At 53.9% G+C, this 24,097-nt stretch carries 23 protein-coding genes; 3 read left to right on the top strand and 20 right to left on the bottom strand.

Translation table 11 applies throughout. The features are described from left to right. Positions 1-110: 110 nt before the first annotated feature. Positions 111-1,727 carry a peptide ABC transporter substrate-binding protein gene (locus L379_RS11065; RefSeq protein WP_023303815.1) on the bottom strand — a complete coding sequence of 539 codons (1,617 nt, stop codon included), beginning with the start codon at positions 1,725-1,727 and terminating at the stop codon, positions 111-113. Positions 1,728-1,910: 183 nt separating this feature from the next. Between L379_RS11065 and mpaA the strand changes: the two genes are divergently transcribed. Further along, positions 1,911-2,624, top strand: a complete 714-nt coding sequence (gene mpaA, locus L379_RS11060; protein WP_017382234.1) for a murein tripeptide amidase MpaA — start codon at positions 1,911-1,913, stop codon at positions 2,622-2,624. On the opposite strand, the gene ycjG is transcribed toward mpaA, so the two are convergent. Beyond that, on the bottom strand, positions 2,615-3,580 hold the full coding sequence (ycjG, locus tag L379_RS11055) for an L-Ala-D/L-Glu epimerase (RefSeq protein WP_032653765.1): 966 nt from the start codon (positions 3,578-3,580) through the stop codon (positions 2,615-2,617). The genes mpaA and ycjG overlap by 10 nt on opposite strands. Before the next feature lie 106 nt (positions 3,581-3,686). Here ycjG and tpx point away from each other — a divergent pair, with 106 nt between their 5' ends. Further along, positions 3,687-4,193: a thiol peroxidase gene (gene tpx / locus L379_RS11050; RefSeq protein ID WP_003856889.1), complete on the top strand. Its 507-nt coding sequence runs from the start codon at positions 3,687-3,689 to the stop codon at positions 4,191-4,193. Between the two features lie 34 nt (positions 4,194-4,227). On the opposite strand, the gene tyrR is transcribed toward tpx, so the two are convergent. The 3 genes from tyrR to L379_RS11035 form a co-directional block, all read right to left on the bottom strand. Then, positions 4,228-5,769: a transcriptional regulator TyrR gene (gene tyrR / locus L379_RS11045; RefSeq protein ID WP_003856887.1), complete on the bottom strand. Its 1,542-nt coding sequence runs from the start codon at positions 5,767-5,769 to the stop codon at positions 4,228-4,230. 111 nt (positions 5,770-5,880) lie between these two features. Beyond that, positions 5,881-6,933 (bottom strand): YcjF family protein, encoded by a 1,053-nt coding sequence (locus L379_RS11040; protein ID WP_032653768.1) that lies wholly within the window; start codon positions 6,931-6,933, stop codon positions 5,881-5,883. Then, a complete protein-coding gene (locus L379_RS11035; protein ID WP_032653770.1) occupies positions 6,930-8,327 on the bottom strand; it encodes a YcjX family GTP-binding protein in 1,398 nt (465 codons plus the stop codon). Before L379_RS11035 ends, L379_RS11040 begins: the two co-directional genes overlap by 4 nt. Before the next feature lie 155 nt (positions 8,328-8,482). On the opposite strand from L379_RS11035, the gene L379_RS11030 reads away from it, so the two are divergent. After that, positions 8,483-9,493, top strand: coding sequence for a LacI family DNA-binding transcriptional regulator (locus L379_RS11030; protein WP_032653773.1), 1,011 nt, complete (start codon positions 8,483-8,485; stop codon positions 9,491-9,493). Between the two features lie 33 nt (positions 9,494-9,526). On the opposite strand, the gene L379_RS11025 is transcribed toward L379_RS11030, so the two are convergent. The 15 genes from L379_RS11025 to pspA form a co-directional block, all read right to left on the bottom strand. Further along, positions 9,527-10,441, bottom strand: coding sequence for an OmpG family monomeric porin (locus L379_RS11025; RefSeq protein WP_023303821.1), 915 nt, complete (start codon positions 10,439-10,441; stop codon positions 9,527-9,529). A gap of 65 nt (positions 10,442-10,506) precedes the next feature. Beyond that, the gene (locus L379_RS11020; protein WP_015570407.1) at positions 10,507-11,589 is read right to left on the bottom strand and encodes an ABC transporter ATP-binding protein; all 1,083 of its coding nucleotides are present in this window, start codon (positions 11,587-11,589) and stop codon (positions 10,507-10,509) included. 13 nt (positions 11,590-11,602) lie between these two features. Continuing rightward, positions 11,603-12,268, bottom strand: a complete 666-nt coding sequence (gene pgmB, locus L379_RS11015; protein WP_032653776.1) for a beta-phosphoglucomutase — start codon at positions 12,266-12,268, stop codon at positions 11,603-11,605. Continuing rightward, positions 12,258-14,537 carry a glycoside hydrolase family 65 protein gene (locus tag L379_RS11010; RefSeq protein ID WP_032653779.1) on the bottom strand — a complete coding sequence of 760 codons (2,280 nt, stop codon included), beginning with the start codon at positions 14,535-14,537 and terminating at the stop codon, positions 12,258-12,260. Before L379_RS11010 ends, pgmB begins: the two co-directional genes overlap by 11 nt. Then, positions 14,531-15,589 carry a Gfo/Idh/MocA family protein gene (locus L379_RS11005; RefSeq protein WP_096159821.1) on the bottom strand — a complete coding sequence of 353 codons (1,059 nt, stop codon included), beginning with the start codon at positions 15,587-15,589 and terminating at the stop codon, positions 14,531-14,533. Before L379_RS11005 ends, L379_RS11010 begins: the two co-directional genes overlap by 7 nt. An 11-nt stretch (positions 15,590-15,600) precedes the next feature. Then, the gene (locus tag L379_RS11000; protein ID WP_032653782.1) at positions 15,601-16,389 is read right to left on the bottom strand and encodes a sugar phosphate isomerase/epimerase family protein; all 789 of its coding nucleotides are present in this window, start codon (positions 16,387-16,389) and stop codon (positions 15,601-15,603) included. 17 nt (positions 16,390-16,406) lie between these two features. After that, positions 16,407-17,459 carry a zinc-dependent alcohol dehydrogenase gene (locus L379_RS10995; protein ID WP_015570403.1) on the bottom strand — a complete coding sequence of 351 codons (1,053 nt, stop codon included), beginning with the start codon at positions 17,457-17,459 and terminating at the stop codon, positions 16,407-16,409. 28 nt (positions 17,460-17,487) lie between these two features. Continuing rightward, the gene (locus tag L379_RS10990) at positions 17,488-18,330 is read right to left on the bottom strand and encodes a carbohydrate ABC transporter permease (protein ID WP_015570402.1); all 843 of its coding nucleotides are present in this window, start codon (positions 18,328-18,330) and stop codon (positions 17,488-17,490) included. Further along, complete coding sequence (locus tag L379_RS10985; protein ID WP_003856862.1) at positions 18,317-19,198, bottom strand: carbohydrate ABC transporter permease; 882 nt, start codon at positions 19,196-19,198, stop codon at positions 18,317-18,319. Before L379_RS10985 ends, L379_RS10990 begins: the two co-directional genes overlap by 14 nt. A 21-nt stretch (positions 19,199-19,219) precedes the next feature. Next, positions 19,220-20,512 (bottom strand): ABC transporter substrate-binding protein, encoded by a 1,293-nt coding sequence (locus tag L379_RS10980; protein ID WP_017693335.1) that lies wholly within the window; start codon positions 20,510-20,512, stop codon positions 19,220-19,222. 13 nt (positions 20,513-20,525) lie between these two features. Then, complete coding sequence (locus L379_RS10975; protein ID WP_032653785.1) at positions 20,526-22,223, bottom strand: sugar phosphorylase; 1,698 nt, start codon at positions 22,221-22,223, stop codon at positions 20,526-20,528. Positions 22,224-22,418: 195 nt separating this feature from the next. After that, positions 22,419-22,643, bottom strand: a complete 225-nt coding sequence (gene pspD / locus L379_RS10970; protein WP_003856857.1) for a phage shock protein PspD — start codon at positions 22,641-22,643, stop codon at positions 22,419-22,421. 12 nt (positions 22,644-22,655) lie between these two features. Then, entirely contained in the window at positions 22,656-23,015 is a 360-nt protein-coding gene (gene pspC / locus L379_RS10965) for an envelope stress response membrane protein PspC (protein ID WP_032653788.1), read from the bottom strand. After that, positions 23,015-23,239, bottom strand: a complete 225-nt coding sequence (gene pspB, locus L379_RS10960; RefSeq protein ID WP_003856853.1) for an envelope stress response membrane protein PspB — start codon at positions 23,237-23,239, stop codon at positions 23,015-23,017. Before pspB ends, pspC begins: the two co-directional genes overlap by 1 nt. 49 nt (positions 23,240-23,288) lie before the next feature. Next, the gene (gene pspA / locus L379_RS10955) at positions 23,289-23,957 is read right to left on the bottom strand and encodes a phage shock protein PspA (protein ID WP_015570399.1); all 669 of its coding nucleotides are present in this window, start codon (positions 23,955-23,957) and stop codon (positions 23,289-23,291) included. Positions 23,958-24,097: the final 140 nt, after the last annotated feature.

Here is a 24,097-nt window from a genome sequence, read left to right on the forward strand (position 1 = left end):
ATGAAGGGGATATTCGGAAATAACCAGGCTGTAAAACAATCAACCCTGAGAGCGGGCGCTTATGCGGTTAATGGATGTTAACCATAATCACGTAGCGCCCTGAGCTCTTTTTAGTGCTTTTCAATATACATTGTACGGCTGTACGCAACATCCTCTGGGTTATTTATCGGATAACCTTTAACCCATGGCTTGATGAGACGGCCATTGGTGTACTGATAAATAGGGGCAATCGGTGCTTTCTCGGTGAGGATCTTCTCGGCCATGTTGTAGTCGGCATTACGCGCTTTTTCAGTAGTTTCGAGCGTCGCCTGATGAATAATCTTATCGTAAGCAGGATCGTTGAATCGTGAGATATTCCCGCTATGGGAGGATGTCAGCAGCGACAGGAATGTTGACGGCTCATTGTAGTCCCCTACCCACGATGCACGGATGACGTCAAAATTCCCGGTATTGCGGCTGTCGATGTAGGTTTTCCACTCCTGATTCTGCAACTTAACGTCAACACCCAGATTTTTCTTCCACATGGATGCAACGGCAATCGCAATTTTCTGATGGTTTTCAGACGTGTTGTACAGCAGCGTTAATTTAAGCGGGCGCTGAGGGCCATAGCCTGCCGCCTGCAACAACGTTTTCGCCTGCGCATTTAGCTCCTGTTGCGACATCTGCTCAAATGGCGAGGTTTCCGGCGTAAAACCCGCAGTGACATCGGGAGTAAAATGCCAGGCCGGTTTCTCGCCGGTCCCCAGGACTTTTTCCGCCATAATACGTCTGTCGATAGTCATGCTGAGCGCGAGACGTACGCGGGCATCCGCGGTTGGGCCTTTTTGCGTATTAAACGCGTAGTAATAGGTCCCAAGCTGTGGCGGTGTGTATACCTGTCCCGGAATATCTTTAAGCAGCTTCTGGTACATGTTTTTCGGAAACGATTCTGTAATATCGATATCGCCCGCCAGATAGCGTTTGGTCGCTGAGGACTCCTGGTTGATCGGCACAAAGGTGACTTTTTTAAGCACCGTCCTGGCGTTATCCCAGTAATGAGAGTTCGGCTCAACCACCAGTTTTTCATTCACCACGCGATCTTTCAGCACATACGCACCGTTGCCAATGAGCGCGCCAGGGCGCGTCCATTCCTTACCGCTTTCCACATTGGCCTTTTGAACAGGATAAAACGCGAAGTTAGCCGTCAGATTGCTGAACCAGGGCAGCGGTTTGTCCAGCTGCACGCGCAACGTTTTAGCATCCACCGCCGTCACGCCGAGGGTATCCGGAGCAGCTTTGCCGTCGATAATGGCCTGGGCATTGTTAATGCCCGCCAGCGCCGCAAACCAGGCGAAAGGTGACGTTGTTTTAGGATCAACCAGACGACGCCAGCTATAGACAAAATCTTGTGCCGTCACCGGGGTTCCGTCAGACCACTTAGCGTTATCCCGCAGCGTGAATGTCCAGACGCGGTTATCATTGCTCTGCCAGCGCGTCGCCACGCCGGGAACTAACTCCCCTTTTTCGTTCTGATTCACCAGCCCTTCATAGAGGTCGCGGATCACCTGTATCTCGGGCAATCCCACCGCTTTTGCCGGATCGAGCGAAGCGGGCTCATCTTTGATATGTCGAACCAGCTCCTGCTTTTGCGCCAGAACCGTTCCTTCGGGAACCTCCGCGGCATATGAAAGTGAAGAAAGCCCGCACAGCCACAGCGCAGTACAAAGAAGCGAAACAGGATGCTTCATACGATCCCCTTAATGATGTCAGGTAACAGGCAGATGCGTAATTATTTGTTTCGAAACGGAGAAATGCAAATGCTTCCTCCGGAAAGTTGATGTCAGGCAATTTTCCACACACACGGAAACTATTTGATTAAGCGCGGCTTTTGCACAACACTGCCAGAAGTGACTTTATGATCAGGGTTTACTATGGCAACTACCCGACCAAGAACGGAACGCGGCGCCTTCCCGCCCGGGACTGAACATTATGGACGCTCGTTTTTAGGCGCGCCGCTGATCTGGTTTCCGGCACCCGAGGCCGATCGCAATAGCGGCTTAATCATTGCGGGCACGCATGGCGATGAAAACTCGTCTGTCGTGACGCTCTCGTGCGCGCTACGTACGCTGGCCCCCGATTTACGACGTCATCATGTGATTTTGACCGTCAATCCGGACGGTTGTCAGCTTGGATTACGGGCGAATGCACGCGGCGTTGACCTGAACAGGAACTTCCCGGCGGCAAACTGGCGCGCCGGTGAAACGGTGTATCGCTGGAACAGTTCGGCGCAGGAGCGAGATGTTGTCCTGCTCACGGGAGACAAACCCGGTTCCGAACCGGAGACTCAGGCATTGTGCCAGCTTATTCATAAGATCCACCCGGCCTGGGTTGTCTCTTTCCACGATCCCCTCGCCTGTATTGAAGATCCTCGTAATACGGCGCTCGGGCAGTGGTTGGCGGATGCGTTTGCTCTACCTCTGGTGAGCAGCGTTGGCTATGAAACACCCGGGTCGTTTGGCAGCTGGTGCGCAGACCTCAGCCTTCACTGTATCACCGCAGAGTTTCCGCCCATCTCCTCGGATGAAGCGAGCGAAAAATACCTGCGGGCGATGACAGATCTCCTGCGCTGGCAGCCTCAAAGATGAAGTACGCCGGTGGTAAAATTCAGGGCGGGTGATACGTCAACCGCCAGCCAGGTTGGGCCGTCCAGATCGGCAAAACGCACGCTGTTCACCAGCGGGAGCGCAGCGCCGATCGCTCTGGACGTGCACAACATGCAGCCCAGCATCAGAGCAAAGCCTTGCGCCTGCGCATCTTGTGCCAGTGCCAGGGCCTCGGTTAATCCACCTGTTTTATCCAGCTTAATGTTCACCATCTCGTAGCGTCCCTTGAGAGCTGACAGGCTCTCACGGATATGACAGCTTTCATCTGCACAGACGGGAAGCGGATGAATAAAATTCGCCAGGGCGGCATCGTCTTCTGCCGGGAGGGGTTGCTCCAGCATGGCAACGCCCAGATCGGCAAGCAGCTGACAACGGGCTGCCAGCCCTTCGCTATGCCATGATTCGTTCGCATCGACGATAAGAGTGGCATCAGGCACCGCCGCACGAATGGCGACCATGCGTTCGCTAATCAGACGATCGTCGAGCTTCACCTTTAATAATGTTGCACCGGTGGCATACAACGCCTGAGCGCTGGCGGCCATTTGCTCTGGTTCACCGATGACCACCGTTTGCGCGGTGACGATCGATTGCGGCAGCGCAACGTCCAGCAGCGCAGGCAGCGGTTTTTGTTGTTTCGCCGCTTCCAGACTCCAGAGTGCGCAGTCAATCGCGTTGCGTGCCGCGCCGGCCGGCAACCGAAGCTGAAGAGCCTCGCGCGTCAGACCCGCCTGCAACTCGGGCACCACCGTCATAATTTGCGCCATGACTGACGCCAGGCTTTCTCCGTAGCGAGGATAAGGGGTACATTCCCCGACGCCTTTTACGCCGTCCTCTTCACATTCAACCACGACCACACAGGCCTCATTACGGCTGCCGCGCGAGATCACAAACGGGGTGTGCAATGGCCAGGCTTCTTCATAGACCTTAACGCTTCTCATCACTGACTCCTTGCAGGCCGGAAAGGCAGAAAATTGGTTTGCCGTGCTAACTGCGGATGACATACACTAGCCACGACGTTAACTATTTGTAAACAGGAAGATATCTATGTCACAACTCGTTCATTTCCAGGGCAACCCGGTTGCTGTTGCAGGTTCCATCCCACAGTCTGGCAGCAAAGCACAGCCTTTTACTCTGGTGGCTAAAGATCTGTCTGACGTCACGCTGAGCCAGTTTGCTGGCAAACGTAAAGTCCTGAACATTTTCCCAAGCATCGATACTGGCGTTTGTGCTGCATCAGTGCGTAAATTCAACCAGCTGGCGACCGAAATGGACAACACCGTAGTGCTGTGCATTTCTGCTGACCTGCCGTTTGCCCAGTCCCGCTTCTGCGGCGCTGAAGGCCTGAGCAACGTCATCACCCTTTCCACTCTGCGCAGCCCGGATTTCCTGGAAAAATACGGTGTTGCCATTTCCGAAGGCGCGCTGAAAGGTCTGGCTGCTCGTGCGGTGCTGGTGATCGACGAAAACGACAACGTTGTTTTCAGTGAGCTGGTTAACGAAATCACTACCGAACCGGATTACACCGCTGCACTTGAGGCGCTTAAAGCCTAAACGTAAAAAAGCCTCTGCAAAGAGGCTTTTTTATTTATTCGTCACCCTTCTTCTGATTTAACCCATACTCGCGCAGCTTATTCGCAATCGCGGTATGTGACACCCCAAGACGTTTAGCCAGCTTGCGCGTGCTCGGATAGCTGCGATAAAGCTGCGTTAACACTGAACGCTCGAAACGGCTGGTGATGTCATCCAGCGAGCCTTCCATTGCCTCTTCGCCTACCGAGACCGTCCCGGCATCGTAATCCGGCAACAGAATATCCTGAGGACGCAGTTCATACCCTTCAAGCTGAGTTAATGCGCGATAGACCGCATTTTTAAGCTGACGAATATTGCCCGGCCAGCCGTAACGCGTCAGCACGGTGCCCAGGTCGGCAGAGAGCTTCGGACGCGGCACGCCCTGCTCGTCGGCAAAACGGGCCACGAACAGTTCTGTCAACGGCATGATGTCCTGCGGGCAATCGCGCAGCGGCGGAATATTGAGCGTCAGAACGTTGAGACGATAGTAGAGATCTTCGCGGAATACCCCTTTCTGCACCAGCTCCACCAGGTTTTTCTGGGTGGCGCAGATGACGCGCACATCCACGTGTACTTCATGATCTTCCCCCACGCGGCGAAACGTGCCGTCATTGAGAAAACGAAGCAGTTTCGCCTGCATGCGTGGCGACATTTCGCCAATCTCGTCCAGCAGCACCGAGCCGCCGTTCGCCTGTTCAAAGAAGCCTTTTTTGCCTTCCGGCGCATGCCCGAACAGCTCACTTTCCACCGCATCTTCAGGAATAGACGCGCAGTTCAGCGCCAGATACGGTTTTGCCGCACGCGGGCTGGCCATGTGCACAGCATGCGCCAGCAGATCTTTCCCCGTACCGGTATCCCCGGTAATCAGCAGCGGCGCCGTAAGATTTGCCAGCTTGCGCGCCTGGTCGATCACATGACGCATCTTCGGGCTCACCGCAATAATCTGGCTGAATGCGCCGACGTCCTGGCTGGAAAGATTCTGTAACTGGCGTCCCATGCGCACCGTGGAGCGCAGCATGATCACCGCGCCGGTGAGCACCCGCGCGGCATTTTCCCCTTTCAGGTAGACCGGCGTGATCTCCATCAGGAAATTCTGTCCGTTGATAACGACATGCTCGCTATGGGTATTTTGCGGGTTGCTGTCCAGCCAGCGCTGGAAATTAAAACCGGTGATCAGTTGCGTAGCGTGGTGCCCGATAAGTTTTTCCTGAGTCTGCGCAAACAGCTGGCAGCTGGCCTGGTTAACGCGCTCGACTTTATTTTTCAGATCGAGAGAGAGAAACGGCTCCGGCATTGCTTCCAGCAGCGCGCTCAGCGCAAGATGTTCCCGCTCGGACGGCATCCAGGGGATGGTGCGTACATCCGTAACGCCAGCGATACGGCGGATTTCCGCCATCAGGCTACTGAAGGTATTAAATTCAATTTCGGCAAAATTGAGGTAAATTCGCCCGACAGGGTCGATCTCTATGCCACGTAAATCAATGCTACGTAAAACAAGAAGATCGAGTAACTCGCGGGTCAGACCGAGACGGTCCTCACAAAAGACTTCCAGACGCATGGGAAATTCACCGTTTAAGCCAATAACAGTAAAATGATATGTCAGATCACGGTATTCGGGAAGGTGGCTGTCAACAAATATTGACAGCCCGCACGATTAGTAAACAAAACCTCACTGAGCAGTTTTTTTATTGAGCGTCTCTTTAAGCTGGCCAATCAATTCGCGACGGAAATCCCCCAGCCGCGGCTTATCGCCATCGATCCAGGGGAGTGGACGACAAACCTCCATCGCTTTGATGCCCAGGCGTGCCGTCAGCAGACCGGCACCAATCCCCTGCGCCGCCCGGGCAGAGAGACGCGCCGCAAGATCCTGCGACATCCAGTCCATCCCGACCTCCCGTACCAGTTCGCTTGCCCCGGCGAAGGCGATATTCAGCAATACCAGTTTGAACAGGCGCAGTCGGCTGTAATAGCCAAGCTCGATGCCATACAGTCTGGCGATACGGTTGATCAGACGCAGGTTGCGCCAGGCGATAAAGGCCATGTCCACCATCGCCAGCGGACTGACGGCGATCATCAGGGTAGATTCCGCCGCCGAGCGGCTGATCTCACGACGAGCCTGCGCATCCAGCACCGGCTGAACAATGTGGGCATAGAGCGTGACCACTTCCTGGTCATTCTGGGTTTCGTGGATCGCCGCATACCAGCGCTGAAGCGCCGGGTGAGAGTGATCTATCCCGGCCTGAGCCGCAAGCTTTTCACAAAAAGCACGCCCTTTTCCTGTGCCGTGACTGCGCAGCAGATCCCGCGCTTCATCGCGTTCGTGGGCACGCTGACGCAAACGCCAGAGGCGACGCCACTCGGTGACGACCGAGCCAACGCCCGCACCAACAATCAACGCCCCGGCGGCGCATCCCCCCAGCGCCACCCAGTCCTGCGTTTGCCAGGCATTGACGCCCCACTGCACGCCCTGGCCGATTACGCTCACACCAAAAAGGGCTAACCCGGCGGTAACCATCTTGCGCCACAGGCTGCGTTTCGGGCGCAGTGCCGCATCAACCACCGCTTCCGCCTGCCCCTCTTCAACCATCGGCTCGTCTGCCAGCACGGGAGCAAAGTTGTCGGCCTGCGGGCCGCTGAAGGTTTGCGCCGTTTTAAACGCCTCATGCGGGGACTGCTCAAGCTGGCCGGTAAAATCAATGCGTGGTTTTAACGGTTCCGTCATCGCAATTTATCTCCAATTAAAAATTCCAGCGCGGCATCCAGACGGATATGCGGCAATGGCTGGTCAACGTTCATGCTCTGCGGACGGAAGGCTTCGAACTGAAAACCCTGGCTTTGCCAGAAAGCCTGGCCCGGCAGACGCGCCGGGACTTCCCCCGGATAGACCGTGAGCGGCTCACCGTCGCTGAGACGGTTGCCCCGCAGGGCTGGAATTTTTTCGCCATTCAGGTCAATCAACCCACTCTGCGTAGCCTGTACGGACGCCAGCCCCAGACAGTCCATGCTGATCCCTTCGAAGGCCGCATTCTGCCAGGCATCCTGCACCAGCTGTTGCAGCAGGGATACCATGTTGGCGTGCTGATCGACCGTCACATGGTCAGCTTTTGTGGCGGCAAACAGCAGCTTGTCGATGACCGGCGAGAACAAACGGCGAAACAGCGTACGCTGGCCATAATGAAAGCTTTGCATCAGCTGCGTAAGCGCCAGCCGCATATCATTAAACGCCTGCGGCCCGCTGTTAAGCGGTTGCAGGCAGTCCACCAGTACGATCTGGCGGTCAAAGCGTAAAAAGTGATTTTTATAAAAGCCCTTAACCACCTTTTCACAGTAATAATTGTATCGCTCGCGGAGCATACCGGCGTTGGTGGTCTTGTCCGCCTGCGCCAGCTTCGATTCACCGATGCTGTCAACTTCCGGCCACGGGAAAAACTGTAGCGCGGGAGCACCGGCTAAATCACCCGGCAGAACAAAGCGGCCCGGCTGAATAAAATGCAACCCCTCCTGCTTGCACTGATGCAGGTAATCCGTCCAGGCTTCGGCTATGACGGCCAGACGGTTTTCATCCGCCGGTGCCAGCGGATCCAGCCCTTCGCAAAGCTGGCGCCATTTGGTCGACCACTCTGCCCGCTGCCCCTGCAACAGACCGGTCATCTGTCGGGACCAGCTCAGGTAATCCTGCGCCAGCATCGGTAAATCGAGCAGCCATTCTCCCGGGTAATCCACAATTTCGAGATAGAGCGTGGACGTTTCTTTGAAGTGACGCATCAGGGATTCATTCGAGCGGAAACGAAGCGCAAGACGGATTTCGCTCACGCCACGCGTCGGGGTGGGCCAGGCGGGAGGCTCCCCATATAACTGCGCCAGACCTTCATCATAGGTGAAACGGGGTATGCCAAAATCACGTTGCGGTACGCGTTTCACCCCAAGCAACCGCTCCTCGCGCACTGCGCTAAGCAGTGGCAGGCGCGCCCCTGCATGCAGGTTCAACAGCTGATTGACCATCGCCGTAATGAATGCTGTCTTACCGCTGCGGCTCAGCCCCGTCACGGCAAGACGCAGATGGCGATCAACGCCACGGTTCACCAGAGAATTGAATTCGTTTTTAAGTCGCTTCATCGCCGTCCTTCATTGCCTGGAACCCTGAAAAAAGTCACTTCAGAATACAGTAAATTGGGGCAGATCGTTGATTATCAATTCTTAATTATTGCTATTGCCGTTTTCTCTCCAGTAAGATGGGCGCAATTGCTGTCCGTCTGGAGTGAGTAAGGTGTATGTCACCCACCATCTATGATATTGCCCGCGTTGCTGGCGTTTCGAAATCAACCGTGTCGCGCGTTCTGAATAAACAAACGAATATTTCTCCTGAAGCGCGCGAAAAGGTGTTGAAGGCGATAGAAGAATTAAATTATCAACCGAATAAACTTGCCCGCGCACTCACCTCTTCTGGCTTCGACGCCATTATGGTTATTTCGACCCGTTCAACCAAAACCACCGCAGGCAATCCGTTTTTCTCTGATGTACTACATGCCATTACGGCAAAAGCAGAAGAAGAGGGTTTTGATGTTATTTTACAAACGTCCAAAAGCAGCGAAGATGATCTGCAAAAATGCGTAGGTAAAATAAAGCAGAAGATGATCAAGGGGATCATCATGCTAAGCTCCCCGGCGAACGAGTCTTTTTTCGAGACGCTGGACGAATATGGCGTGCCCGTGGTCGTTATTGGTAAAGTGGAAGGTAATTACCAGAATATCTATTCTGTCGACACGGATAATTTCCGCGACAGCGCCATATTAACCGACTCATTTATCAAACATGGTCGCACTAAAATTGCCTGCCTGCATGCCCCGCTCGATTATCACGTTTCTATCGATCGCCTGGCGGGCTATAAATCGAGCCTTGAGAAGCAGGGTATTGCGATTAACCCGGACTGGGTTATTGATGGCGGGTATACCCATGAAAGCGCGCTTCAGGCGGCCTGTCAGCTACTCTCTTCAGACAACCCGCCCGATGCGGTTTTTGCGACAGACAGTATGAAATTGCTGAGTCTTTATCGTGCCGCGGATGCGCTAAACCTGACGATCCCGGAACAGGTCGCAATGGCAGGATACAGCGACCCAATGCTATCTCTCATTTTAACCCCTGCGCCTGGCGGCTTTGATATCCCCACCAGAAAGCTGGGCGAAGAGAGCTGCGATGTGTTGTTCAGGTGCATAGCGGGTAAACCTGCCCCGCATAAGATATTGGTTGAAACGCATTTTTCAGATGCGGCTTCATTACGCTAAAAACCAGGGGCAAACGCCCCTGGTGAAGTGTTATCAAAACGCGTAATTCACGCCGATACCGGCATAGTGGAAGCGGTCACTTTCCCCTTCGTCATGGTTTTCCCATTCGTAGGCATATTCCAGCGTCATGGATAAACCATTGTTAAAATCATAGGCGTACAGCATACCCAAACGGTTGAAATCATGTCCTTCACGCTCAGGATCGTCTTGCCAGTCCCAGTTTGACCAGCGATCGAGTCCCAGACGGGTATAAGGCGTTAGCGTCGTCTGACCCAATGAAATCGGCAGATAGGCGCGAATTTCCTGAGTGGAGAATTCACCGTTATTTCGTGAGCCGTCCATATTAAAACCGCGCTCTAAATAGTAATTAACTTTTGCCGAGACCGTTTCGTTAATTGTCCAGGTAAAACCGGTTTCGGTCTCGACGCGGCTGTCAGAATAGCCGGTTTTTTCCAGATCGTTGGCAAACTGATACATGGCAAACCAGCCGCCAAAACGCCAGTCGTCGGTTAGTTTAATATCCCAGTCAGGCTGAACTTTATAGCGCTGCATATTAGCACTACCGTCTTTAGCACCATGCTCATCCTTAAAGTGATAGCCATAATTACGGAAGCCACCGGTCAGGCCGAACGTAAAATCATCGGTGCCGATAAAACGATAGCGTAATTCTACTTCAGGACGATCGAAATAGGTGCCGCGCGTCATGCTACTGTAATCGACCGGCCCTTCCTGATACATAGCCAGCGAAATGGTCCAGGCATCCCATGTGGCATTAAACCACACGGAGGGTTCATATAATCCATCTTTATCGTCGGCCTGACCTTCGACGTTTTCAATTTCATACATGGCGCCAATATTAAATTCCCACTGTTTGGCTGATTCTGTTGCTTGCGCGCAGCTCACCCCTGCGCACAGGACGAGCGCAGCACTTCTTAGTAGAGTACTCATTAAAATATTCCTTTATAATTAACACACAAAAAACCGGAAACTTTCATTTCCGGCGAACACCTTTCTTATCTAATAGCTGTTTCAGTATCAGCATCGAAGAAATGGCACTTATTCATATCGAACTGGATGCCGATATTCTCTCCGGCAACGTAATCATCCGCCGCTCCCGCACGGACAACCAGTTCATGCCCACCCACGGTGGCATAAAGCATAAATTCAGCCCCGGTCAGCTCAGCAACGCTGATCTTCGCCGTGATGTTTTCACCGCTTCGCTGTGCGGTGAGAATGTCTTCCGGACGGATCCCAAAGACAACCGCTTTACGCTGGTAACCTTGCGCATTCAGTACGGCCAGCTTGTCCTCCGGGATCTCCAGGCGCAGCGTTTCCGTCACAAAGTAGCGATCGTCGATCGCGCCACGAATGAAGTTCATCGCCGGTGAGCCAATAAACCCTGCAACGAACATATTCGCTGGCTCGTTGTAGACCTGCTTCGGCGCACCCACCTGCTGAATGATGCCGTCCTTTAAAATCACGATGCGGGTCGCCATCGTCATGGCTTCCGTCTGATCGTGCGTCACGTAAATCATGGTGGTGTTAAGCTTCTGGTGCAGCTTGCTGATTTCAGCGCGCATCTGCACACGAAGTTTGGCATCGAGGTTGGATAAAGGCTCATCCATCAGGAAGACCCCCGCTTCGCGCACTATCGCCCTGCCTAACGCCACGCGCTGGCGCTGACCGCCGGACAACGCGCCAGGTTTACGCTGGAGATAGTCGCGCAAGCCCAGGATCTGTGCCGCCCAGGTAACGCGTTCTTCAATGACGGAGGGCGCAATTTTTTGCATTTTCAGGCCAAACGCCATGTTGTCGTAGACCGTCATATGCGGATAGAGCGCATAGTTCTGGAAGACCATCGCAATATCACGGGACTTGGCGGGAACATCATTCATGCAAACCCCGTCAATAATCAGTTCACCCGCGCTGATCTCCTCGAGGCCGGCAATCATTCGCAGCGTCGTGGATTTCCCACAGCCCGATGGACCGACGAAGACGATAAATTCTTTGTCTTCAATTTCGAGGTTGAAATCTTTAACCACGTGGACCTGGTTATCATAGATTTTCTGAATGTGTTTCAGAGACAGTTGAGCCATTATTAATTCCTTATCAATACGCCCGGGATGCCCAGAACGCCGTCAGGCGTTCCCAGGTCAGTTCCTGCGTTGAATGAAGTTGTAATCCCGCATGGTTCAGGCCAGGCCCAATCCCGACCGACAGCATTCCTGCGGCGTTGATCGCATCTACCCCTGCGGCGGCATCTTCGATACCAATGGCCTCTTCAGGACGTACGTTCAGTCCCTTACAGGCCGCAAGGAAGATTTCCGGGTCCGGCTTTGAGCGGTTAATACGCGAAGCATCGGCGCAAAAATCGAAAGCCTGATGAATACCCAACGCGTGCAAAATCCCGGGGGCATTAAGCGATACGGATGCCAGGCCAATTTTGACCTTCGCGGCGCGAATATCCGCCAGCACGTCGCGAATCCCCGGGAGCAGTGAATCCTGCGTCAGTGATGCCAGCGACTGGACGTAAAGCGCGTTTTTTTTCGTCGCCAGCGCCAGGCGCTGCTCGTCACTGAACATCCCCTCTTTCCCGCCATGTTTCAGAATGCGCTGGAGGGAGTCCATACGGCTTATTCCCTTCAGCTGTTCGTTAAATACTTCATCGAAGGTGATACCAATCTCCTCCGCCACGGCGCGCCAGGCCAGAAAGTGAAGATGCGCGGTATCGGTGATCACCCCGTCCAGATCGAATACAACAGCGTTAAGCGTCATGGCGCCCCTCCGTGGTAGCGGTCCCATTAACAGATGCAAGAAAGTCCTTACGCGCGCAGACCTTTCGCCCTGATACGTGCAGCGTTTTATCCCACAGCGTCAACGTGACAGGTGCGGTGGTTTCAATGGTTAACTGGTCATCTTCACAGGTAACGTGCATTGTTGCGTTCCGCCACCGCAGCGGGAAGGCGAGTTTCTGCCAGTGAGCAGGCAGCTTCGGCGCAAGATGCAGCTCCCCTTCGCTAATGTGCAGGCCAGCAAATCCCTGAATGGCGCCTAACCAGATCGCACCGGTGGCGGCGGCATGAATACCATCATCACTGCTGTGCGGGTCGTCCCCCAGGTCGATGGCAATCCCATCACGCCAGAAGGCATACGCCCCGTCGGTGTCACCGCAGCGTGCGAGCACAATGCCGTGAATGGCTTTACTCAGGGATGAATCATGGATCGTGCGTGGCTCGTAGAACGCCAGATTGGCGGCACATTGCTGCGGCGTAAACCGTTCCGGCAGCAGGTAGTTAAGCATCACCACGTCGGCCTGCTTCAGGATCTGCATCTCGTTCACTTCCGCGCGAGAGTAATCAAGCAGAATGGTTTGCTTACCCGCTTTGGCTTTATAGCGGCTCAGATCGATGGCAGGTTTCGCCATGAAGGTATCGTCCTGCGGGATCACACCGTCTGCATCGGCCTCTGGCAGCCACAGGCGCGCCAGGAACTTCCCGGCATTCTCCGTAAAACGCGCATCTTCACGCCCAAACATCGCCATAAACTGACGCGCGCAGGCAACGTTGTGCCAGGCCAGATAGTTGGTGTAGGCATTGTTGTTGACATGCTCGGTGTATTCATCCGGTCCGATCACGTCATGGATCTCAAGACGACCATTAATTTCCGTCGCGCGTCCCATCCAGAACGAAGCGGTTTCCATCAGCAGCGTCAGGCCCTCATTGCGCATAAAGACATCGTCGTGTGTTGCCTGCCAGTAAGCGACTACGGCCCAGGCAATATCTGCCACGATGTGATGTTCAGCGAGTGCGGAAGCAACCTTCTGGCGAACCCCGGTGCGGATGTTAATGGCCGCGAATTCTGGCGTCTCTTCCTGTCCGCTGGCGGCGCTTTCCCACGGGAACAACGCGCCCGGCCAACCGTTACGCCGTGCTTTTTCGCGCGCACCCGAAAGATTCAGCCAGCGATAGCGCAGCAGGCTGCGGGCAATCTGTGGACGGGTAAACAGATGGAACGGCAGCAGGAAAATTTCGGTATCCCAGAAGACGTGTCCCTTATACCCCTCACCCGTCAGCCCTTTAGCCGCAATACTGCTTCGCTCATCATGAGCAGGCGTCATTGTCGTCAGATGCCAGACGGCGTAATCCAGCGCCAGCTGATCCTGCTGTTCTGCACACGTCACTTCCACCCGAGCGTCACGCCATACCGCTTTCCAGGCGTACGCTGAGCTTTCAAGCAACGCATCGTAGCCTCTTGCGGCGCAGACTTTGAGATCGGCCAGCGCGTTGCGGGCGAAAGACTCCTGCGAGAGCGATTTATCGCAGCGATGCGTCAGCCAGACGATTTTTTCAAGCGTGACAGTGTCACCTTGCGAGATAGTCAGAGAATGATGAACGCTGAGGCAACGATTTTTGGCGGTGAAACAACTGTCGCTCTTAGCGGAGAGCTGACAAAACGCCGAAACAACAACTTCAGACGCCCGGTCCTGCGTTTCATACACACCCTGCATGTAGTGCTGGTCAAAGACCCTGACCGAGATTTCATCCAGGTGCTGCCTGCCGCTGTTCGTTTGTGTCGCATCTATGCCGGTTTTCAGCACGGCCTGAGCGGCGCCGTCAAGCGGTGTGATCGAGAGCTGCATTGCCACTAAGGGCAACTGGTCCAGCGAAACAAAACGACGGCTCTCGAGGCGATAGCGTTTTCCGTCCGGCGAACGCCAGACAACGTTACGATGCAGTTCGCCGTTAGCAAAGGCCAGCTCGCGTTGCCACTCAAGAATTTCGCCTGAAAGGAGCGTGAAATTGACGCCGTCCAGCTCAACTTCAATCCCGGTGACATCCGGCAGATTGATCAGCTCAGTGGTTTCGTTGCGTCCCGCGCGATGATACAGCCCCGCGAGATACATGCCTCTGGTCTGCTGGGTGTAATCTTCTTCATGCGTGGCGCGAATGCCCATGTAGCCATTGCCGCAGGCCATAATGGACGCGTACTTATTCAGGCTATGCGGGCAAAAGCCCGGATCGGTTAATACAGACTGGTTCAGCATAACGTCACGCTTTCCCCTGTTTCCGCGGCTTCATATAACGCCGCGACTAATTGCTGGATCACCAGCCCCTGCTCCGCATCGGCAATCATGACCGGCTCGCCCAATACGTGGCGAACAAACGCGTCCATACTGCGCAGATGTCGGCGATCGTCAGCCTCTTCCCGCTGGGTCAGCGTCTGTAAAACACCGGCTTCGTCGTTATAAATGTGTGCCGGGAACAGCGTTGCACCCGCCTTCTCACCGCAGAAAGAGACGTTCATGATCGACTGCTCGCGGATATTAAGCGCAAAAGAGGTGTCCAGACGCAGAATGCCACCGTTGCAGAACTCAATCGTGCCAAACAGGGCATCTTCCACGGTAAACTGCGCAGGATCCCATTCGCCAAACTGGCCGGTGTGTTTCCGGTTCCCCAGTCTCTGGAAGCTGTGCGCGGTTACCCGTTTCACGGTCGGGAAGCCGAGCACATACATCGCGGCATCCAGCATGTGAATGCCGATATCGATCAGCGGCCCGCCGCCCTGGAGCGATTTATTGGTGAACACGCCCCACCCCGGCACACCGCAGCGACGCAGGGCCTGCGCGGAGGTGAAGTAAATTTCACCGAGCGTTCCGTTCATTACCGCCTCGCGCAGGAGCAGGGTATCCAGGGCAAAGCGATGGTGAAAATCGTACGCGAGGACTTTTCCGGCCTTGCGCGCCGCGAGACGCATCTCATCTGCCTGGTGCGGCGTCATCGCCGGCGGCTTTTCACACATCACATGACAGCCTGCTTCGAGAGCCGCCATCACATGTTCAAAATGGAACCGGTTAGGCGAACAGACGCTCACCACATCCGGTTTTACTTCCTGCAACATCTCGTGAGCGTCCTGCCATGCCGATGGAATAGCATAACGTTCCGCGAACGCCTGTGCCTGCTCAAGGCGGCTGTCCATGACAGCCACCATTTGAACATCACTGCGCGTGGCGTAATACGAGGCATGCACTTTGTCTGCAACCTGCCCGGCGCCAATAATGGCGACGCGCAGAGGCAAAGGTGTAGAAGCACTCATCACGCTCGTCATCCTTAGCATTCACGCAAGTAAGTGAGAGAGTCCTTATAGGCCTGAGCCGGATCGTCGGCACGCACCCGGCACTCGTACACGACGTAACCCTGATAGTTATCGGCACGCAGCTGATCGAACAGGCTGGCGAAATCGAGGCTGCCGCTGCCCGGCTGATAGCGGTGGTTATCAGCAATGTGCACATGACCCAGCAGGTCGCGGTTGTGATGCAGCGCTTCCGTCAGGGAGTCTTCTTCAATATTCATGTGGTAGAAATCACCGATGATCTGCACGTGCTTCAGGCCGTTCTCTACGATATAACGACGCGCGTCGGCCAGGGTGTTGATCATATGATCCTGATAGCGGTTCAGCGGCTCCAGGTAGACGGTAGTACCGGTGCGCGCTGCCACCTCATCCAGCCAGCGCAGGGAAGCGCTGACCGCTTTGCGATCGCCGTCCAGGCTACGTGGCGAAGTCATTGGCGGCAGACGGAAGGTAAACATCCCCCAGGCAGCCGGAACGATAATCCCCTTTCCGCCCACTTCTGCCAGCGCTTCCAGAATGCGTTCAATCTGCTGTAGACCGTTCAGGCGGCGTTCTTCGATGAAATCCCCGATCCAGCCATCGTATCCGCCACAGGCCGTCGTGACCGGCAGGCCGGTGGCTTTGATAGCCGCTTTTACTTCGTCGAGGTTTTCCACCAGCAGTCGGCCATCGATTTCGTAGCCATCAAATCCCATCGCTTTGATGTATTCGAATTTTTCCATGATAGCGGTCGGGAAAAAGGCCTGGTTTTGTGTTGCGATTTTCATGATTTGCTGTCCTTAGCTTAAAAAGTGACGCCCATTTTGATACTGAGTTCCGGGTGCTGATCGACATACTTCATATAGCTTTCCGGGCTGGTGGTGAAGGTGACGACCGGGTCGATCAGGTCTTCACAATTGAGATAACCGTTCATCAGCAATTCCCAGCAGGTCTCTTCAATACGCTTGCGGCTCCAGCGCGGATAATCCGGGTTGGGTTCACTGCATGCGCGGGAGAAGACAATTTTGGCGTTGTTGAAGTGTGCTTCGCGACCAAGGTTGAAGCCCGCCGCGAACGGCTTGGCGAAAGCCACGTAGGAGATGGTGCCGCCGTAGGCGAGACCGCGCAGCGCAGATTGCAGCGCATCTGCAAATCCGCTGGTTTCGATGATCACATCTGCGCCCTGCTTGCCGGTCAGTTTCTTAATTTCCAGACCGACATCGGTACCGATTGGGTTCAGGCAGTGGTCTGCACCGTGACGGCGGGCGATCTCACAGCGATGTTCGATAGGATCGACACCAATAACCACTGACGCGCCGGCTTTTTTCGCCAGCTGAATCGCAATCTGGCCAATCGCGCCCAGCCCCACAACCACGACGAAATCCCCTACGCGGACGTTAGCATCACGCACGCCGCTCATGGCGAACTGCGCCGGATCGTAACAAACGGCGTTTTTCCAGGATGCGCCCTGCGGCATTTTGCGCAGCTTATAGTTGTTCACCGCGTTAACGATGACCGTTTCCTGCAACGGGCCGTAGCAGCAGACGCTGTCGCCGATCTGGTATTCCGTCACGTCCGCACCACATTCGATGATGTCGCCGACGATCATGTTTCCCAGCTGGAATTTACCAAATTCGATGCCGCGCGCTGCACCCTCTTCACGCGGGGTAAACATCTGCCACTCAGCGTTGAACTCTTCATCAATGAACGGGCTTGCCGCGCGGAAATCCACGACTTCAGTGCCGTGTTTCGGGGCGCCATAACGGGCACGAATCTTCACCTCATGTGCTGCAACAGGACGATCTTCGTATTCCACCAGCGCCGCTACACGAGGCGCTGTCGCAACTAATTTTTTCATGACTGACTCCTTGTTAAAATCGGCCGCCTCAGCCCTTCACGCCGCCGGCGGTCAAACCACTTTTAATGAAACGTTCAGACAGGGCATACATAATGACGACCGGAAGTGCCGTTACCAGCGATGCCGCCATCATGCGACCCCAGATGTAATCTGGCGTACTGAAGAGCGTGTTCAGCCCGACCGGCAACGTGAAGTTGCTGGCGCTGGACAGGAAAATGGAGGCGAACAGATAGTCATTCCACGCCACCATGAAGCAGTAGACAAAGACCGACACCAGACCCGAGATCGCCAGCGGCACGGTGATGCGGAAGATGATTTGCAGGCGGTTCAGGCCGTCCATCATCGCGGCTTCTTCGATTTCGTCCGGGATGGTGTCGAAATAGCTGCGCAGCATAAAGACCGCGGTAGGCAACGTCTGCGTGACCATGGTGATGATCAGCGCCAGTTCGGTGTCATAAATGCCGAGCGCGGTGATGATTTTGAACAGCGGCACCACCAGCAGGATCCCGGAGAACATATAGACGGTGTAGAAGCTCGCATTGATCGTCGTGCGCCCTTTAAAGCGCAGTTTGGATAACGCATACGCGCCCAGCGTGCCGAGAAACACCGCAATGACCGAGGAGGTCAGCGACACCACCATGCTGTTACGGAAGTAATCCACAAACGGGAAAATCAGCGGGTTAAAGATGTCGATGTAGTGCTGTAGCGTCCACTCCTGCGGCAAAATGGTCGGGTGCAGCGAGATCGCCTCTTTCGCGCTTTTGAACGACGTCATCAACATCACAAAAAACGGAAACAGCGTGATAATCAGAAATAGCGCCAGTCCCAGATAAAAACCGATACGGCCCAGAACGCGTTTATTTGTTGCCATTGAGGTTTACCCTTTTTCTGGTCAGCAGAATGACAGCGAAGATGATCACAAACAGCACAACGGAAATGGCGGCTGCTTTACCCAGGTCATTGAACGCAAAGGCGGTTTTGTAGAGATATACGCCCAGAATGTCGACCTTGGTGGTGAGCAGATACACATCCGCAAACATGTAGAACATCCAGATGGTTCGCAGCGTGACCACCGTGGCCAGCACCGGCATGATGGCGGGCAACGTCACGATACGAAAACGCTGCCAGGCATTCGCTCCGTCCATCTCTGCCGCTTCGTACAGCGATTTATCAATGGTCTGTAAAATCGCGAGGAACGAGATAAAGGCATACGGGAAGTAACGCCAGATGGCGAACAGCACAACCAGGACAAAACTGCTGCCAGGATTATCGAACCACAGCGGCGCCTGATCGTAGAGATGCAGCAGATCCACGCCCAGGTAGTTCACAATCCCGTAGCCGTTGTTGAACATGTATTTCCAGGCAAATACCAGTGAAATAGACGGCGTCACGTAGGACAGGATCACCAGTGAACGTGCCGTTTTCCGCATGCGGAATTCACGGTTAAAGAAGATCGCTACGGCCAGTCCCAACCCGGTGCTGCCGAGGACGACCAGCGCCGTGTACCAGAACGTCATCCACAGGGAGTGCCAGAACGCAGCATCGCCCAGAATGCGAATGTAGTTATCCAGGCCGACAAACACCGCATCAATGCGCGGGTTCAGCGGTAAACGTAAAAAACTGATTTCAATGTTGGAAATCATTGGCCAGGCCACCAGGCCCCCCAGCAAAATCAGGCTGGGGGCCAACAGCAGCATGGCGAAAGGCATATCTGAACGACCAGAAAACAACGTCTTCATAATTCCCTTCGCAAAGCGCTCCTATCGTTGTGATATCAGGTCAGTCAGTTTCTTCTGGCTGTTGCTTAACGTCGCATTGAGATCTTTTTGTCCCACCGTCACGTTATGCACCATGGAACTGATAATGCCGGAGCCGGTAACGTCTCCCATGCGGGTAAAGTTTTTGTCGCCTACGGCGCCAAATACCTGGACGTTCGGGAACTGCGCAATCAGCTCGTAAGGCAGTTGGCCAAAGGCTTTGATCACGTCGTTGTTTTTCCAGCTCTCAGTGCCCACCACGAGTTTGTTCACCGGCAGCGCCGCACCAGGGGACATCATCACCCAGTCAGACGCGTTTTGAGCCTGCTCCATCCAGGTCACAAATTTTTCTGCCGCCTGCGTTTCCTCTTCGGTCTGGCCGGTCGTGATCGTCAACGAGGTGATCATGCCGTACACGGCTGATGATTTTTCCGTCGGGACCACGAACCCCAGGTTGGCCGGATTGCCATCTTTGTAGACCGCGGGCAGGATATAGGTGGAGTAAACGGCCATCGGCGCAGAGCCGTTCATGAAGGCGTCTTTGATCTCCATGACATCATTGGAGCCCGGCATGGTGTTCGCGGCCAGTGCCCGATAAAACGCCAGCGCTTTCGACATTTCAGGGGTATCGATTTTCACGTTGCCGTTTGCATCAAAGACGTTGGCTCCGCCTGACAACGCAAACTGCGAGAAGGCCTGCTCCGTCATGACGCTTTCTGCGGTTGGAAGCGCGATACCGTAATGTTTTTTCGCCGGATCGTTGAGCGCCTGACTGGCTTTCAGCAGTTGCTCCCAGTTGTGCGGTTCTTCGATTCCCGCTGCCGCGAGCGCATCTTTGTGATACCAGACGCCGGACAGCCACGCGCTAACCGGCACCCCCGTCCATGCCTTGCCGTCTTCGGTGCGAACAACGCGTAAAATACCGTCGTAAAAGGTATCTTCACCGACGGCTTTAATCGCGTTGCCGATCGCGTCACGGTCCAGCAGTTGCTCTTTATCCATGACTTTGGCGTAGTCATGGCTGACTTCAATCACTTCCGGCAGCGCGCCGGTACGGGCCAACGTAATGACCTTGGTGTTATAGGCATCTTCCTCAACGGGGACCTGTTTCACCGTAATAGTCGGGTTTTCTTTCTCGAATTTTTCGATCAGTTTCGTAATAACTGCCTGACGCTCCTGTTCTACCGACGAGTGCATAAACTCAATGGTGACCTGAGATGCTTTATCGTCCTTACAGCCTGATAACAGGGCGCACGAAACCAGTGCTGATAACAGCACAATTTTGGGCATTTTCATTTTAGGGTCCTTTTTAGTTTTCTTTAATCCACATTACCTGCCATGGATTGAGGGTCAGTTCCGTACCGCTAATATCTTGTCCTGAGAGTAATTCCCTACCAAAGAGCGTTTGTCCATAAACGGTCTGCATTTTATTGCTAAAATTAAATAATGCTGTCATTCGCTCGCCATTTTCAGCAACACGAACAATTTTAAGAATATGTTCACCGATTGCGTCAAAAATAGCCTGACTATCCGGATGGAACGCACGCTCGCCGCGACGAATAGCAATAAGCTCATTCAAACGAGAATAAATTTGATAACGAATACTCTTCTTATTATTAAGCTCCCGATCAACCTGACCTGCGGTGTATTTCTTCCTGTTTATCGCACGATTATATCCGAGACGTTCGACACCTTCATAATCGTTACGCGAACCAAGAATGCTTTGAATATATACAGCTGGTACGCCAGGAAAACTTAACAACACAGCATGCGCCAGGATGAACCGCGCAATGCGCTCATCATCTGAGCTGTCTCGCAAACTCAACGCATCAAGATAGGTGACATTAATTTCATAGGGGCTTCGCGTTCCGTCAGGATTATTTTTCCAGTTGACCAGCGCGCCTTCCTGCTGAAGCTTTTCGACCAGCGAGAGGATCTCTGATTCCGGAAGGATGCCGCGTAACGGGTTCAATCCGATACCATCATGTGAAGCCAGGAAATTAAACCAGGTGGTGTAAGTTGAAGGCAGCGCCAGCGAGCCCGCCCACCGGCACAGGGCTTTAACATCCTGACGATGAACGGCGTGCAGCACCAGCGGTGGTAAGGAAAACTGATAGACCATCTGGGCTTCATTTTCACCATCACCGAAGTAAGAGATATTGTCTTTGTGGGGAACATTTGTCTCAGTGATGATCACCGTTCCAGGCGCCACGGCGTCCGTAATGGCGCGGAACAGCTGGATAAGGCAATGGGTTTGTTCCAGATGGATACAGGTGGTTCCCGGGATCTTCCACATAAACCCGACCGCATCCAGACGGATATAACGCGCCCCTTCCATGAGGTAATGGAGCAGAACGTCAACCATGGCAATCAGCACCTGCGGCGAGGCGAAATTGAGATCGATCTGGTCATCGCTGAATGTGGTCCACAGATGACGAACGCTGCCATCATTAAGCGTGAACGGCGTCAGCAGCGGTAATGCGCGTGGACGCGTCACCGCCGATAAATCGGTTTCGGGATCGACAGAAATAAAGAAATCTTCGTAGCCCGGCTTCTGCGCCAGATAATTAGCAAACCATTCGCTTTTCGCTGACATATGGTTGCAAACGAAGTCAAACATTAAGCTGGCAGACTGTTTTAATTCCGCGACATCTCGCCAGGTTCCGGTTTCAGATGCAACCTCGTGATAATCAATAACGGAAAATCCATCATCCGAAGACCACGGATAAAAAGGTAACAGATGGACATGGGAAAACGTGCGAGAAAGCCATTCATTATAGAACCGGGTAAATACCGGCAACGCTTTCTCCCCTTTCGCGGAGAACTGATCGGCATAGGTAATCAGCACAACGTCTTTTTCATCCCAGCCTGACTTACGCTTTTCCGTAATATTAACCGCCACCTTTTCAAGCTTAGTTAATAACACGTTAAGGTGTGCATCTGAAAATGATTCACCGTAAATATGATTGATAAGTTTTTTAATTTTTGCGTTCACATTATTTTCCATGGTAGCGGTCCCACGGAGTGGCAATCTACTCCCATGAAAAATATCTGTCAACGGACCCGGGGGCAGAAAGCAGCAATCTCAGCGCAGCGCAACGCATTATTGTGAGCTGCCGCAAAGAAAGCAGAAAAGCAGAAGAAACGCAGAAGGGAAAGTCATGCCCCTTCTCTGGGCGAGAAAGGGCTTATGCGGGAGGAACTAGCGTGACAGGTAGCGCCGGGAAACGCGTTTTGCCAGCTTCTGTAACAGCGGCTCCAGAGCGACCGCCAGCATCATTCTGACCGGCTTGCGGGCAACAGACTTGATCGCCCAACCCGCCACACCGGCCGGGCCATAACGTAACGCCGTCATCAGAACCAGTTTACCTGCGATTTTCAGGCCGGGTTTTACCTTCTGACCGGCCTGTTGCCAGTTTTGTTTCATGTAAGTTCTCTCTTAAAGCTGACGAAAACGACTTCTCAGCGTAAAGGTATCGGAGGTGACATAACGTTCCATCTCGCGCAATCGCTTCTCCCCTGCGCTCAGCTGTTCATCCACCGCGTTCAGGAGATCGCTGCTGGTTGGCGTGTTCTCCGCATCCAGCTCACCTTCCGGCATAGGATCGAGTACAAACGACAGAATGATGTATGCCACAAGCGTAATAAAGGCCAGGCCGAAGAAAATCGACAATACGGTGACCACACGCACCAGTTTTACCGGAACATCCAGATAGTGCGCCAGCCCGGCGCAAACGCCCCGAACCATGCCCTGCTGTGGGATCCGGCACAGTTTTTTATTCAGATTCAGTCCAGCCATTACCGTTCCCTCCAGTTCGGGTGTTCCGCGTCCAGGATCGCTTCCAGCGCCTGAATACGTTCGCGCATTTTATTTGCCTCGGCAGAGAGCTGCGCCAGCCGCTGTTGTTCACTCTGCGACAGCTCACCGCGTGAAGAGCGGTTGCTGTAGTGCAGCCATAACCAGATGGGCAGAACAAACAGCACGAAAATGGTCAGGGGTATAGCCAGAAAAAGCGCGCTCATGTGTACTCCTTGTCTTACGATGCGGCACGCTCAGGTGCCGCAGGAATTATTATTGGTTGTCTTGTTTCATTTTGGCTTTCAGCGCAGCCAGTTGCTCGCTAATTTCATCATCGGCTTTCAGGTCAGCAAACTGCTGATCGAGGGTTTTCTGTTTACCGATGCTGTGGCTCTCGGCTTCCGCTTCCATGTGGTCGATACGACGTTCAAACGATTCGAAACGGGCCATCGCTTCATCCAGCTTGCCGCTGTCCAGCTGGCGACGCACGTCGCGGGACGAGCTTGCAGCCTGGTGGCGCAGCGCCAGCGCCTGTTGACGTGCACGGGTTTCGCTGAGTTTGTTTTCAAGCTCACCAATCTCTTTCTTCATACGCGCCAGAGTATCATCCACCAGCGTCACTTCGTGTTCCAGCGTGGCAACCATGTCGGTCAGCTTCTGCTTCTCAATCAGCGCAGCGCGAGCCAGATCTTCTTTATCTTTACGCAGCGCCAGTTCCGCTTTTTCCTGCCATTCGTTAAGCTGGGCAGTTGCCTGCTCGATACGACGCGTTAACTGCTTTTTCTCTGCCAGCGCGCGGGCGGACGTGGAGCGTACTTCAACCAGCGTGTCTTCCATCTCCTGAATCATCAGGCGCACCAGCTTCTGCGGATCTTCCGCTTTCTCCAGCAGCGAGTTGATGTTGGCGTTCACGATGTCGGCAAAACGAGAAAAAATACCCATAATTCAATCCTCATAGTTCTGTTATCGGGCGATGCCCTGCTGAGTAGTTAATACAAATCCCATGCCAACTTTTTATCTTATTGATTTTACTGAGTGTGATTGATATTTATCCAGCCAGCGGCTATTCTCACCTGGTGAAT

Origin of the sequence: Enterobacter sp. MGH 33, from assembly GCF_000534535.1 — a bacterium.
GTDB lineage: Bacteria > Pseudomonadota > Gammaproteobacteria > Enterobacterales > Enterobacteriaceae > Enterobacter > Enterobacter hormaechei_C.

Coding starts and splice junctions, on each gene's coding strand:
- L379_RS10995 (WP_015570403.1), bottom strand. CDS start 17,459: ATGAAAAAATTAGTTGCGACAGCGCCTCGTGTAGCGGCGCTGGTGGAA.
- L379_RS11065 (WP_023303815.1), bottom strand. CDS start 1,727: ATGAAGCATCCTGTTTCGCTTCTTTGTACTGCGCTGTGGCTGTGCGGG.
- L379_RS11000 (WP_032653782.1), bottom strand. CDS start 16,389: ATGAAAATCGCAACACAAAACCAGGCCTTTTTCCCGACCGCTATCATG.
- L379_RS10990 (WP_015570402.1), bottom strand. CDS start 18,330: ATGGCAACAAATAAACGCGTTCTGGGCCGTATCGGTTTTTATCTGGGA.
- pspB (WP_003856853.1), bottom strand. CDS start 23,239: ATGAGCGCGCTTTTTCTGGCTATACCCCTGACCATTTTCGTGCTGTTT.
- L379_RS11040 (WP_032653768.1), bottom strand. CDS start 6,933: ATGACGGAACCGTTAAAACCACGCATTGATTTTACCGGCCAGCTTGAG.
- L379_RS10985 (WP_003856862.1), bottom strand. CDS start 19,198: ATGAAGACGTTGTTTTCTGGTCGTTCAGATATGCCTTTCGCCATGCTG.
- tyrR (WP_003856887.1), bottom strand. CDS start 5,769: ATGCGTCTGGAAGTCTTTTGTGAGGACCGTCTCGGTCTGACCCGCGAG.
- L379_RS10980 (WP_017693335.1), bottom strand. CDS start 20,512: ATGAAAATGCCCAAAATTGTGCTGTTATCAGCACTGGTTTCGTGCGCC.
- mpaA (WP_017382234.1), top strand. CDS start 1,911: ATGGCAACTACCCGACCAAGAACGGAACGCGGCGCCTTCCCGCCCGGG.
- pgmB (WP_032653776.1), bottom strand. CDS start 12,268: ATGACGCTTAACGCTGTTGTATTCGATCTGGACGGGGTGATCACCGAT.
- L379_RS11025 (WP_023303821.1), bottom strand. CDS start 10,441: ATGAGTACTCTACTAAGAAGTGCTGCGCTCGTCCTGTGCGCAGGGGTG.
- L379_RS11035 (WP_032653770.1), bottom strand. CDS start 8,327: ATGAAGCGACTTAAAAACGAATTCAATTCTCTGGTGAACCGTGGCGTT.
- ycjG (WP_032653765.1), bottom strand. CDS start 3,580: ATGAGAAGCGTTAAGGTCTATGAAGAAGCCTGGCCATTGCACACCCCG.
- L379_RS11030 (WP_032653773.1), top strand. CDS start 8,483: ATGTCACCCACCATCTATGATATTGCCCGCGTTGCTGGCGTTTCGAAA.
- L379_RS11020 (WP_015570407.1), bottom strand. CDS start 11,589: ATGGCTCAACTGTCTCTGAAACACATTCAGAAAATCTATGATAACCAG.
- tpx (WP_003856889.1), top strand. CDS start 3,687: ATGTCACAACTCGTTCATTTCCAGGGCAACCCGGTTGCTGTTGCAGGT.
- pspA (WP_015570399.1), bottom strand. CDS start 23,957: ATGGGTATTTTTTCTCGTTTTGCCGACATCGTGAACGCCAACATCAAC.
- L379_RS10975 (WP_032653785.1), bottom strand. CDS start 22,223: ATGGAAAATAATGTGAACGCAAAAATTAAAAAACTTATCAATCATATT.
- pspD (WP_003856857.1), bottom strand. CDS start 22,643: ATGAAACAAAACTGGCAACAGGCCGGTCAGAAGGTAAAACCCGGCCTG.
- L379_RS11010 (WP_032653779.1), bottom strand. CDS start 14,537: ATGCTGAACCAGTCTGTATTAACCGATCCGGGCTTTTGCCCGCATAGC.
- pspC (WP_032653788.1), bottom strand. CDS start 23,015: ATGGCTGGACTGAATCTGAATAAAAAACTGTGCCGGATCCCACAGCAG.